The 12570-nt window shown below is 29.8% G+C and carries 11 protein-coding genes and 6 tRNA genes; 5 read left to right on the top strand and 12 right to left on the bottom strand.

Features of this window, described 5'->3' with window-relative positions:
• Nucleotides 1-97 precede the first annotated feature (97 nt).
• The 4 genes from clpX to ABDZ93_RS19695 form a co-directional block, all read right to left on the bottom strand.
• Nucleotides 98-1390: an ATP-dependent Clp protease ATP-binding subunit ClpX gene (clpX, locus tag ABDZ93_RS19710; protein ID WP_343828223.1), complete on the bottom strand. Its 1293-nt coding sequence runs from the start codon at nucleotides 1388-1390 to the stop codon at nucleotides 98-100.
• A gap of 18 nt (nucleotides 1391-1408) precedes the next feature.
• Nucleotides 1409-1993: an ATP-dependent Clp endopeptidase proteolytic subunit ClpP gene (gene clpP, locus ABDZ93_RS19705; RefSeq protein WP_343828222.1), complete on the bottom strand. Its 585-nt coding sequence runs from the start codon at nucleotides 1991-1993 to the stop codon at nucleotides 1409-1411.
• A 122-nt stretch (nucleotides 1994-2115) separates the two neighbouring features.
• Nucleotides 2116-3405, bottom strand: coding sequence for a trigger factor (gene tig / locus ABDZ93_RS19700; protein WP_343828221.1), 1290 nt, complete (start codon nucleotides 3403-3405; stop codon nucleotides 2116-2118).
• Nucleotides 3406-3606: 201 nt separating this feature from the next.
• Nucleotides 3607-4398: a hypothetical protein gene (locus tag ABDZ93_RS19695; RefSeq protein WP_343828220.1), complete on the bottom strand. Its 792-nt coding sequence runs from the start codon at nucleotides 4396-4398 to the stop codon at nucleotides 3607-3609.
• Between the two features lie 594 nt (nucleotides 4399-4992).
• Here ABDZ93_RS19695 and pflB point away from each other — a divergent pair.
• From pflB to ABDZ93_RS19675, 4 genes are all read left to right on the top strand, one after another.
• On the top strand, nucleotides 4993-7224 hold the full coding sequence (gene pflB, locus ABDZ93_RS19690) for a formate C-acetyltransferase (RefSeq protein ID WP_343828219.1): 2232 nt from the start codon (nucleotides 4993-4995) through the stop codon (nucleotides 7222-7224).
• 174 nt (nucleotides 7225-7398) lie between these two features.
• On the top strand, nucleotides 7399-8142 hold the full coding sequence (gene pflA, locus ABDZ93_RS19685) for a pyruvate formate-lyase-activating protein (RefSeq protein ID WP_343828218.1): 744 nt from the start codon (nucleotides 7399-7401) through the stop codon (nucleotides 8140-8142).
• Nucleotides 8143-8348: 206 nt separating this feature from the next.
• Nucleotides 8349-8798 (top strand): type III secretion system chaperone family protein, encoded by a 450-nt coding sequence (locus ABDZ93_RS19680; RefSeq protein WP_343828216.1) that lies wholly within the window; start codon nucleotides 8349-8351, stop codon nucleotides 8796-8798.
• Between the two features lie 151 nt (nucleotides 8799-8949).
• Nucleotides 8950-10047, top strand: a complete 1098-nt coding sequence (locus tag ABDZ93_RS19675; protein ID WP_343828215.1) for an AI-2E family transporter — start codon at nucleotides 8950-8952, stop codon at nucleotides 10045-10047.
• Nucleotides 10048-10098: 51 nt separating this feature from the next.
• On the opposite strand, the gene ABDZ93_RS19670 is transcribed toward ABDZ93_RS19675, so the two are convergent.
• Together ABDZ93_RS19670 and ABDZ93_RS19665 are read right to left on the bottom strand one after the other, a co-directional pair.
• Nucleotides 10099-10662, bottom strand: a complete 564-nt coding sequence (locus ABDZ93_RS19670) for a peptidylprolyl isomerase (RefSeq protein WP_343828214.1) — start codon at nucleotides 10660-10662, stop codon at nucleotides 10099-10101.
• Between the two features lie 166 nt (nucleotides 10663-10828).
• Nucleotides 10829-11524 carry a cadmium resistance transporter gene (locus ABDZ93_RS19665; protein WP_343828213.1) on the bottom strand — a complete coding sequence of 232 codons (696 nt, stop codon included), beginning with the start codon at nucleotides 11522-11524 and terminating at the stop codon, nucleotides 10829-10831.
• 150 nt (nucleotides 11525-11674) lie between these two features.
• On the opposite strand from ABDZ93_RS19665, the gene ABDZ93_RS19660 reads away from it, so the two are divergent.
• On the top strand, nucleotides 11675-11878 hold the full coding sequence (locus tag ABDZ93_RS19660; protein ID WP_343828278.1) for a tyrosine-type recombinase/integrase: 204 nt from the start codon (nucleotides 11675-11677) through the stop codon (nucleotides 11876-11878).
• Nucleotides 11879-11967: 89 nt separating this feature from the next.
• Here the strand turns inward: ABDZ93_RS19660 and ABDZ93_RS19655 are convergent.
• From ABDZ93_RS19655 to ABDZ93_RS19630, 6 genes are all read right to left on the bottom strand, one after another.
• A tRNA-Arg gene (locus ABDZ93_RS19655) sits at nucleotides 11968-12044 on the bottom strand.
• Nucleotides 12045-12095: 51 nt separating this feature from the next.
• Nucleotides 12096-12169, bottom strand: a tRNA-Gly gene (locus ABDZ93_RS19650).
• Between the two features lie 17 nt (nucleotides 12170-12186).
• Nucleotides 12187-12262 (bottom strand) — tRNA-Pro (locus tag ABDZ93_RS19645).
• Between the two features lie 5 nt (nucleotides 12263-12267).
• Nucleotides 12268-12344, bottom strand: a tRNA-Arg gene (locus ABDZ93_RS19640).
• A gap of 5 nt (nucleotides 12345-12349) precedes the next feature.
• A tRNA-Gly gene (locus ABDZ93_RS19635) sits at nucleotides 12350-12423 on the bottom strand.
• 3 nt (nucleotides 12424-12426) lie between these two features.
• Nucleotides 12427-12501 (bottom strand) — tRNA-Gly (locus ABDZ93_RS19630).
• Nucleotides 12502-12570: the final 69 nt, after the last annotated feature.

Here is a 12570-nt window from a genome sequence, read left to right as displayed (position 1 = left end):
CTTTACTAATTATTTAAGTCACAATAGTATTATTCACAATATATTGGATTAATATTCTATAACAAGAAAAAACTGCTGAAATTCAGCAGTTTTTATATTATGCAAGTTCAGGTGCTCTTTTTACACCCTTTTTACTATCTATTTTTAAAGGTTCCCTTTTTCCATTGTCTGCAATAATATATTCAGGAATCTTTGTGTTTAGAGTTTCCTCATGAATTATAACTTTTTCTATTTCTTCACGTGAAGGAATCTCATACATTATTTCCTGCATTATATCTTCTATTATTGCCCTTAAACCTCTTGCTCCTGTGCTTCTCTTTATTGCTTCTTTAGCTATAGATATAAGTGCATTTTCATCAAATTCAAGTTTAACATCATCAATTTCTAATAACTTTTGATACTGCTTTACTAATGCATTCTTAGGTTCACTTAATATTTTTACAAGAGCCTCTTCATCTAAGTTGTCTAAAGTTACTATTACAGGAATTCTTCCTACGAACTCTGGAATTAATCCAAATTTCAGTAAATCCCCTGGCATTATTTGCTTAAATAATTCTCCTAAGTCTTGCTTTTCCTTGGATACCACTTCTGCACCAAATCCCATGGCTGATTTCTGAGTTCTTTTTGTGATAATTTTTTCTAATCCATCAAAAGCTCCACCACAAATAAATAATATGTTAGATGTATTTATTTGGATAAACTCTTGATGTGGATGTTTTCTTCCACCTTGTGGTGGTACAGAAGATACAGTTCCCTCAAGAATTTTAAGTAAAGCTTGCTGAACCCCCTCACCAGAAACATCTCTAGTTATAGATGGATTTTCAGACTTACGTGCAATCTTATCAATCTCATCGATATAGATAATGCCTCTTTCAGCTCTCTCTATATCATAATCAGAGTTTTGAATTAATTTTAATAATATATTTTCTACATCCTCACCTACATATCCAGCTTCTGTAAGAGTTGTAGCATCTGCTATTGCAAAAGGTACATTTAACATTTTTGCTAGTGTTTGTGCTAATAAAGTTTTACCTGAACCTGTTGGGCCTAAAAGAAGTATATTACTTTTTTGTAGTTCTATATCATTATCCATAACATTGGAATTTATTCTTTTATAATGATTATACACTGCTACAGACAAAGCCTTTTTAGCATCGTCCTGGCCTACTACATACTGATCTAGATACTTTTTAATTTCTTTAGGTTTAGGTAATGTGCCCATGTCAATTTGGACATCTTCTTCTCTTTCATCTACTATGATTTCGGAGCAAAGCTCAATGCACTCATCACAAATATATACACCTGGACCTGCAATAAGTCTTCTTACCTGCTCTTCACTTTTTCCACAAAAAGAACATTTAAATTTTTTCTTTTCTTCATTTCTTGGCATGTTGACACCCCTTTAAAGCTATTTCTTTTTAATAATTACTTCATCTACTAATCCATATTCTTTAGCTTCATCCGCGGACATAAAATAATCTCTTTCAACATCTTGCTTTATTTTGTCTAAAGGCTTGCCTGTTCTCTCACTTAATATTTCATTAAGAGTTTCTTTTATCTTTAATATTCTTTTAGCATGAATATCGATGTCAGTTGCTTGACCTTTAAATCCACCTAATGGCTGATGTATCATTATCTCACTATTAGGAAGCGCATATCTTTTTCCCTTTTGTCCTGCTGCAAGTAAAAATGCTCCCATAGATGCAGCCATTCCTACACAAATTGTAGAAACCTCCGGCTTTATATAATTCATAGTATCATAAATTGCCATTCCAGACGTTATTGAACCCCCAGGGCTATTTATATATAGATATATATCCTTATCTGGATCCTCTGATTCTAAAAATAAAAGTTGTGCTACAACTAAGCTAGCAGTGATATCATTTACTTCATCTGATAAGAAAATAATTCTTTCTTTTAATAATCTAGAATATATATCATAAGATCGTTCCCCCTTACCAGTTTGCTCTACAACCATTGGTATATAACTCATAAATACAACCTCCTTACTATTGTAAATATATTAGAATATTTACTATTATATCCTCATTAAAATTATTTTAACCTATTTTATTTAAAATAATTGCCAGTATATACTGGCAATTATTAATCAACTTAAATAGTTTTGCTATTTTCCATTATCATATTCTTAATTTTTTCATTTACTATTTGAGTTCCAAGATATTCTCTTTGAACTTGAACTAAACGATTAACGGTTTCTTCTAACTTCTCAGCTTCACCATACTTGCTAGCAATCTCATTAGCTTTTTCTCTTATCTCTTCTTCTGATGCTTCAATTTTCTCAGCTTTAGCAATTTCATTTAATACTAATTCATTTTTAACATTTTTAGTTGCTATATCTTTCATCTGTTCTCTAAAGTCAGCTTCTGAAGTATTTGTAAACTTGAAGTAACTTTCTATATCTAAACCTTGATATTTTAATCTATTTTCTAAATCTTGTAGCATTCCATCTAATTCTCTATTTACCATAGCATCTGGAATTTCCACATTAGCATTAGCAACTACAGTCTCTATAACAGCCATTTCATATTCATTTACTGCTTTCAACTCATTAGCTTTTACTAATTCTTCTCTTATATTGTTTCTAAGTTCCTCTAAAGTTTCAAATTCAGAAACCTCACTAGCAAATTCGTCAGTTATTTCTGGTAATTCTTTTTTCTTAACAGATTTAACTGTTACCTCAAATTTAGCTGGTTTTCCATTTAGGTCTTCTTTTCCATATTGTTCTGGGAAATTAACGTCCACGTCTTTAGATTCTCCAGCTGTTAATCCAACTAATTGATCTTCAAAGTTATCAATAAAGCTACCTGAACCTATTTCTAATTCGTAGTCTTTAGCTTCTCCGCCTTCAAAAGCAACCTCTTCTACATAACCTTTGAAGTCTATAACAGCTATATCACCTTTTTCAATAGCTCCCTCTTTTACTTCTACTCTTGTATTTTGAGCTTGTAATTCTTTTAATTTGTTTTCTACATCCTCTTCTGTAACTTCTACTACTTCTTTCTTTGCTTCGATTCCCTTATAAGCACCTAGTTCCACTTCTGGTACTACTGGTACTAAGGCAGTATATATAAATTCTTTTCCTTCACCAATTTGAACAATATCAATTGACGGATAATCTACTGGATGTATATCATTTTCTGATAATACTTCTGGATAAGTAGTTTCATATATGTAGTTTATAGCATCTTCATATAATGCACCCTCTCCATAGTATTGTTTAATTATATTCATTGGAGCCTTACCTTTTCTAAATCCAGGCACATTGAATTTTTTCGCATTTTTTGCATAAGATTTTTTAACAGCCTCTGCAAATTTATCTGCTCCTATTGTTACTTCAAATTTAACAACGTTTTTTTCTAGTTTCTCCATTTTAACGTTCATTATTTCTTCCTCCTAATATTACCAACTCTGTATTTCTTAAAATTATAACATAAATTTAGTAAAGTAAATAGTACATTTCATTATTTAACTGCTAATAAGATACATCGTCATACTCTAAATTTATGATAATAAATTAAATATTACCTAATAAATTATACAATAATACTATTATTATGTACAATACTTTTTCCCACTATATATTTATTGAACTATTTTACCATCTCTATCTACAATTATTTCCCTATTATCTAAAGATATAGTTAATCCTTTATCTGTTATCTGTCCTACTTCAAAGCTTTTTCCTTTTATATTGTAATATCCCTTATGAGTATTATTCTCCATATTGTATATCCACAGATATCTATTATCATTATCATTTATCCAAGGCAAGCTACTAGAATATGCAATATGAGTATTGTCAATAAATTGAGCACTTTCAACCCACTTATAAGAAGGATTATAACTTAATACATTTTCCTTTCTAAAAACTTCATTTGTAGTTGATACATACTGTTCATTGGTAATGTTAGTTAGTTCTTCTTTTCTATTTAAAATATACATGTCCTGCGCTTCATTATCCAAAATTAAAATTATTTCTTGAGATGGAGATAGACTGCATTTAACTTGCGAATCTGAATCAATTGTGTTAATTTTCTTAACTCCATCTTTTTCTTCATAATTAATGACAACTTTTTTTCCTGACTTAAGCTCTATATTTGAAGAGGTTTGAGTAGGTTTTTCCTCTACAACACTTTCACCTTCAGAATTTTCTTCAGTTTTATTTTTATTTTCTTCAGACTTATGGTTATTATCTTCTATGCTTTCTTTAACAAAAATTTTCTTTATAGCTACTATTCCTTCTTTATTAGTGAAAACTAATCCTGCTATCCCCATAACCATTATTATAATCAAAAATATAACCATATATTTTATACGCCTCAGCTTTAACTGTCTGCGATAATCCTTACTAAACATACTTGGTTTTTTCCTCACATCTTTTACCTCCATAGTTAACTTTATTATTTCACTATACATTTTGATTAATAATTATATTCTCATAACTTATTATAACTCAACTTATTATAAATTAACATTTTTTTATGTCAAATCAATTTAAATTTACAATTAGTTTATTTACTATATTAACTTTCTCTATTTTTTGTTTAAAATCCCAATCTAGTATTACTGTATTATTTTAATATATATAATTGTGTGTTACAGTTAATTAACTTTAATCTGTTTCAGAATTTCATTTTAACTGTTATATTCATCTGAAGATTGCTATTTAATGAAAATTGTCTTTAACCACCTTGCAATTGTTTTTTTAATAAATTTTACAAATTTAATCCTTTACTTGTTTTAATTTTCTTAATATTAAAACTTAATTCACCATAAAAAAAACTATTGTTTTTCATCTGTTATAGTTGTACAATTATAACAGATGGAGATGAAATCAACATCTAATTCATATTATTAGTTGTTTAATTTTTACATATAAAACAGTTAAATTTGATCTGTTTTATGCTTTGATTTGAATATATAAATTTATTTATTTATTCAAAATTAAATTTATTAGGAGGATTATATATGTTTACTCAATGGAATGGCTTTAACGGCAAAACTTGGAAGAAAGAAGTTAATGTAAGAGACTTTATTCAATCAAACTATACTCCATATGAAGGTGATGCATCATTTTTAGCTGGTGCTACAGAAGCTACAAACAAGTTGTGGAATGAAGTAAGTGAACTATTTAAAAAAGAAATAAAAAATGGTGGCGTTTTAGATGTTGATACTAAGACCATATCAAAGATAGATGCATATAACCCAGGCTATATAGATAAGAATCTTGAAAAAATTGTTGGTGTTCAAACTGACGCTCCACTTAAAAGAGCTGTTATGCCTCAAGGTGGAATAAGAATGGCTGAAACTGCAGCTAAATCTTATGGATACGAAATTGATCCTTTAATTTCTGAAATATTTACAAAACACAGAAAAACTCATAATCAAGGAGTTTTTGATGCTTATACAGATGAAATGAAATTAGCTAGAAAATATGGTATAGTAACTGGTTTACCAGATGCCTATGGAAGAGGTAGAATCATAGGTGACTATAGAAGAGTGGCTTTATATGGTATAGATAGATTAATAGAAGATAAAATTGAACAAAAGAAAAGCTTAGAGGTTAGCACTATCGATGCTGATGTTATTCAATTAAGAGAAGAATTATCTGATCAGATAGTTGCTCTTAATGAGTTAAAAGCAATGGCAGCTAGTTATGGCTTTGATATATCAATTCCTGCTAGAAATGCTCAAGAAGCTATTCAATGGTTATACTTCGGATATCTTGGAGCAATAAAACAGCAAAATGGTGCTGCTATGTCTCTTGGTAGGACCTCTACTTTCATTGATATATATATTCAAAGAGATCTAGATAATGGTGTTCTTACTGAAGAAGATGCACAAGAAATGGTAGACCACTTTGTAATGAAATTAAGATTAGTTAAGTTTTTAAGAACTTCTGATTATAACAATTTATTCTCTGGAGACCCAACTTGGGTTACTGAAGTAATTGGTGGTATGGGATTAGATGGAAGAACTTTGGTAACTAAGAACTCTTTCAGAATGCTTAATACATTATATACATTAGGAGCCTCACCTGAGCCAAACCTAACTGTACTATGGTCAACAAGATTACCTCAAGGCTTTAAAGACTTCTGCTCAAAAGCTTCTATAGATACAAGTTCTGTTCAATATGAAAATGACGATTTAATGGCAACTTATTGGGGAGATGACTATGCTATCGCTTGTTGTGTATCTGCTATGAGAGTTGGTAAGCAAATGCAATTCTTTGGAGCTAGAGTAAACTTAGCTAAGACTTTACTTTATACTATAAATGGTGGTGTAGATGAAAAATCTGGAGTACAAGTTGCTCCTAAAATGGAAAGAATCACTTCTGAATACTTAAACTATGACGAAGTTATAGAAAAATTCGATGTTATGGTAGAATGGTTAGCTAAACTTTATGTTAATACATTAAACGTTATCCACTACATGCATGACAAATACTCTTATGAATCTTTACAAATGGCTTTACATGATAGAGATGTATTTAGAACAATGGCTTGTGGTATAGCTGGTCTTTCAGTATGTGCAGACTCTTTGTCTGCAATTAAATATGCTAAAGTTAAACCTATTAGAAATGAACAAGGAATAGCAGTAGACTTTGAAATTGAAGGTGAGTTCCCTAAATACGGAAATGATGATGACAGAGTTGATGATATAGCAGTAAACTTAGTTAAAACTATGATGAATAAGATTAGAAAGAACAAAACATACAGAAATGCATATCACACTCAATCAGTTCTTACTATAACTTCAAACGTAGTTTATGGTAAGAAAACTGGTACAACACCATGCGGTAGAAAAGCTGGTGAGCCATTTGCTCCTGGAGCTAACCCTATGCACGGAAGAGATAGTAGTGGATCTTTAGCATCACTAAATTCTGTAGCTAAGTTACCATATGAATATTCTCAAGATGGTATTTCTAATACTTTCTCAATTATTCCAGATGCTTTAGGAAAATCATCTGAAGATAGAATATCAAACTTAAGTAACTTAATGGACGGATATTTCGGACAAAATGCTCATCACTTAAATGTAAATGTATTTAATAGAGAAACTTTATTAGATGCTATGGATCATCCTGAAAAATATCCTCAGTTAACTGTAAGAGTTTCTGGATATGCTGTTAACTTCATTAAACTAACAAGAGAGCAGCAGTTAGATGTTGTTAGCAGAACTTTCCACGCATCAATGTAATTTGATTTAAAATATTTAATTATAACAACATAGTAGAGATGTCTTCTTTAGATATCTCTATTATATTTAACATTTGAAAAATTGATTTTAATTAATTTTATAGAGAAATTATAGAATTTATTTTTGTATAAAGTTAATTATGTTATTTAGTTAAAATTACAAGGAGGATTTATAATGAAAACTGGTAGAATTCACTCAATAGAAAGCATGGGCTTAGTAGATGGTCCTGGTATAAGAACTGTAGTATTTTTTCAAGGATGCAAATTAAGATGTGCTTATTGCCACAATCCAGATACTTGGAACTTAAAAGATGGTAAAGAAGTAACTTCTGATGAAATCATAAATAAAATCATCAGATTTAAACCATATTTTCAACCTTCTGGAGGCGGTGTAACCTTCTCTGGTGGAGACCCTCTTATTCAACCTGAATTTTTATTAGAATTATTAAAAAAATGTAAAGAATTAGGTATCCATACAACTATTGATACCGCTGGCTATGGACATGGTGATTATGATGAAATATTAAAGTATACTGATCTAGTTTTATTAGATGTAAAACATATTAATAGTGATGGATATGTAACTCTTACTGGTAGGGACACACGAGATGTTAACTTATTCTTATCAGCTCTTAGAAAATCTAAAGCTCGTGTATGGGTTAGGCATGTAGTAGTCCCTGGTTATACGGATACTTTAGAACATATGGATGAAATAGCTAATATAATAATTGAAGAAATTCCTAATGTAGATAAGATAGAATTATTACCTTATCACCTTTTAGGTGTAAATAAGTATGAAAATTTAGGTATAGAATATAGACTAGATGGTGTAAACCAGATGGATAAGGAAACTTGTAGTCAACTCCAAGATTATTTAGTATCTAAAGTTCAACAGGGTAAAAAGAATAAAATTTCTTAAACCACTATTTCTTTTACATTTTTTTCCACATAATCCCCAAGTTTATCCACAGGTTGGTAATAAATTTATAATTTAAATCATATACTTTTAAGTTATACAATTCTATTTACTAACTACCATTTTTATGAGATAATTACTAATACATTATAATATAAATAATATTCAAAAAATATATTTATATTAATTTCATCTAAGGGGGAAATAATATGAGAAATAATGCCATAGAATTTGAAAAATATATAGAAGAACATAGAATTCCATTAAATAAAGGACTCAATGTAGATGAATTCACCATCTTTTCATTTCCTGAAAAGATTACTATAAATGGTGTTACTAAGCCTGTTCTTGGTGGTGGCCAAGATAGAAGAGCTGTTATATCACTAAGAGATGATGATACATTAGCTGACATCTTCTGCTTTAATATAGCATCTATAGCTAAAGCTCAAGATAAATATAAGTTATATGCTTTATTTAATGAATTAAACTCTACATATAAATATGTATCCTTTTATGAAGATAATGAAATTATAAGCGCAAAAGTATCTCTACCATTCAATGATAACTTTGATGCAGATTTAGTTTTTCAAATGCTTTCTATAATATTTAGAGCTGTAGATGAAGAATACCCTAAAATCCTTTCTACCTTACACAACTAAATAACTTTGAAAACTAACATGCTAGTTTTAACTTTCTAGCATGTATTTTTTTAATCATTTATATCATGGTATATAATGGTATAAATATAACCAAACCTGGGTGTAGCCAAAACTTTACTCGAAGCTAAAATTTAAATAAAGGGAGGAAAAAATGAATAAAAATATTAATAAAAATATGAATAAAACAATACAAATTCTCTTAATAATAAACTTAATTCTAATAGCTATATGGCTCTTTAGTAAAATGAACTTTGTACTATCTCCTATAACTACAATTCTTAATGCCATGTTTATACCTATAGTTTTAGCAATTTTTCTTTACTATTTGGTAAGGCCGGTAAAAAGATTTCTTCAAAATAGGAAGCTATCAAGCGGATTAGCTACGGCACTTTCAATACTATTAATAATAATTTTAATAGTATATATTCTTATGTATTCTTCATCGATAATAGCTTCTCAAGGTGAAAGTTTAACCATATCTATAATTAATTCTGTGCAAAACTTAACGGATAAATATAGCTATCTATTTCCTCAAATTAATGAATTTTTGAATATTGGTGAATTACTTCAAAAAGCTGCTAACTATTTAGTAAACTCTTTTACAGATATAAGTAAAAATATATATGTATTTGCTAGTTCTATAGGTAATTTTGTAGCTCAGATGATCTTAATCCCAATAATAATGTTTTATATACTTAAAGATGATAAAAAAATTTATAATACTTTCACCTCCTTTCTTCCAATAAAATTTAAAAGTATTATATTAAAAATACTCCATGAAATTGATACAGTATTAAAACAATACATTACTTCACAGATTATGGTTGCTTGTGTCATCGGAGTTCTTATGTTTATAGGTTATGTAATTATTGGCATGCCTAATGCTCTTGTTCTTTCTCTATTTTCACTTGTAACCGCCTTTATTCCTTTCTTAGGTGTAATACTTGGAATTATTCCAGCTATCCTTATATCCTTAAGTATGGGCTTTGGTATGGTACTTAAAATAATAATTCTTACAGTGATTGTGCAGCAATTAGAAGGCAATGTTATAACCCCTAATATCACTGGTAATCAACTCAATATGCACCCACTGACAACTATTTTAGTAGTTACCATAAGTGTATACTTTGGTGGTTTCTTCGCAGCCTTCCTTGCTGTTCCTATATATAATATTGTTAAAATTCTTATTAAGAATTTATACTGTTATTTGATAAATAAGCATAATACAGAAATTACAGTTGAAAAATAACTTTTTATATTAAAATAGGCACTACTGGTTTAACTCAGTAGTTCTTATTTTTTACTCTACCAATTCCTTTAATCTTATTGGCTCTGGGTAAATTTCACCAAAGGTATTTACATAAATTTCCGTGATTATCTCAGGTTTTATAGGCTCCCTAATAGTAACTTCCTCCATATCACTTTCAATTTCTTTAGTTTTTACCTCTTCTAATCTTTCTAATACTTCAAACCCATCAATAACTTTGCCAAATGCTGCATACCTTCCATTAAGCCTTTCTTCATTTTCACCTATAGTTATAAAAAATTCACTTCCTGAAGCTATTTTCTTCCCATCTCCAGCCATTGCTATAGTCCATTTATCTAACTTAATATTATTATCAAATCCATTATTTTCGAATTCTCCATCAATAAAAAAGTTACATCTTGAATCTTCAAAATTACAATAACTAGGTTGAATAACAAAATCCTTTACTATCCTTTTTATAGCTCTATTATTGTATAACTTCTCATTTATTAAATTTATAAAACTGTTAACAGTATTTGGTGCATCTCTAGGATATAATTCAACCTTTATGTATTCATTATTATTTATTACAATTGTAGCTATAGGATTTTTACTCATAATTAATGCCTCCCATTTAAAATCAATATATGGAAATTTTACTACATACCATAAATCATTACAATGTTAATCTTAAACTAAGAGTAAAATAAAAAAATACCGCATATTCATTTAAATAATACGGTATTGTGAATAAATTATTTAATTTTACGCTTATTAAATACAATTAAAATATTTTCTTAATAATGAAACTTATTGTTTCGCTTTCTATCAATATAAAAATTCCTAATCCTATAAATACTATTGGAATAAAAATATTCTTGTACTTCTCAATAATTCTTTGTATCAAAGAATGTTCTGCTAATTTCATTCCGATAAAACACCAAAGGGCTGTTAAAAACATAAATACTATTACTGTTATAAAAATATCTCTTAGACTCATACTTGAAAAAAGAGGTATATAAATTCCGATATTATCAGCACCATTAGCAAATGTCAAACCCAATACTTTTACAGCACTCGGATTAATAAATTTCATAACAAAACTTAATATGCCTTCTTCTTTTATATCAGTTATTTTTATCAGTTCTAAATCCTCACTATTTTGAATTTGTCGCTGACCTATATCCACATTATTCTTATGATCCTTTTTATGGCCAATATATGCTTTTACTCCTAAATATATCGGTACTAATCCAAGTAGCCCAACATATTCACTTGGAATTAATGATACACCCAAAGCCCCTATAATGCTTATTGTAATCAATAAAATAATACCTAAATATTGACCAATAATAATATGTCGTTTCTCCATACCATTATTTATTTGAGAGAAAAATAGCATGAGTATAAATATATCATCAATATTTGTACTCGCAAATGAAATAAAAGCAGTTATTATTGTACTAATCAATAATTTCACCTCTACACATTATTAATATTTATCTTAATTTATAATGTATTACAATTATACACTATTTCATTTATTTGTTATATAATAAACATCGTACTATCCAATTTTCAAGAAACATCTAACTGCTTTACTAGAGCATAGAAAAGGTTCTTAGACAAAATTAATGTTGATTATAAAAAATTTCATACTCTTCGCCACACTTATGCTACTAATCAATTTGAAGGTAATACTTCATTAAAAACTGTAAGTGAATTATTAGGTCATACAGATATTTATATCACAGCTAATACTTACACCCATGTATTAAAAGAACATAAAGAGAAAAGTATAGATATTTTCAACTCAATAATTGTGATAAATTAACCAGTGTGATAAAAATGTGATAAATATATGAAAACATAAAAAAATACCAACAATCTCAATAACTGAAACCGTTGATATTACTACATTCATGGTACACCCAACAGGATTTGAACCTGCGACCGATGGATTCGAAGTCCAGCGCTCTATCCAGCTGAGCTATGGGTGCACAAGTAAAATATTAATTCCCAACAATATATATTCTCAAAAAATAAAAAAATGGAGCGGGTGAAGGGAATCGAACCCTCGTAACTAGCTTGGAAGGCTAGCACTCTACCATTGAGTTACACCCGCATATATTTAATTTAAAGTGGTCGGGGTGACAGGGATTGAACCTGCGACCTCATGGTCCCAAACCACGCGCGCTCCCATCTGCGCTACACCCCGATATATGGTGCGTCTTAAGGGATTCGAACCCCTGGCCCACGCCTTAGAAGGGCGTTGCTCTATCCAGCTGAGCTAAAAACGCATATTTGGAGCGGGTGAAGGGAATCGAACCCTCGTAACTAGCTTGGAAGGCTAGCACTCTACCATTGAGTTACACCCGCATTTGGAGCGGAAGACGAGATTCGAACTCGCGACGTTCACCTTGGCAAGGTGACGCTCTACCACTGAGCCACTCCCGCAATTTTTTATTTTTATGATTGGTGCAGGTGAAGGGAGTCGAACCCCCACGCCTAAGGCGCTAGATCCTA

The organism is Clostridium subterminale, from assembly GCF_039521425.1.
GTDB classification, from domain to species: domain Bacteria; phylum Bacillota; class Clostridia; order Clostridiales; family Clostridiaceae; genus Clostridium_J; species Clostridium_J subterminale.
Note: the sequence above shows the minus strand (reverse complement) of the source record. Positions and strands in the feature narration are given on the sequence as shown.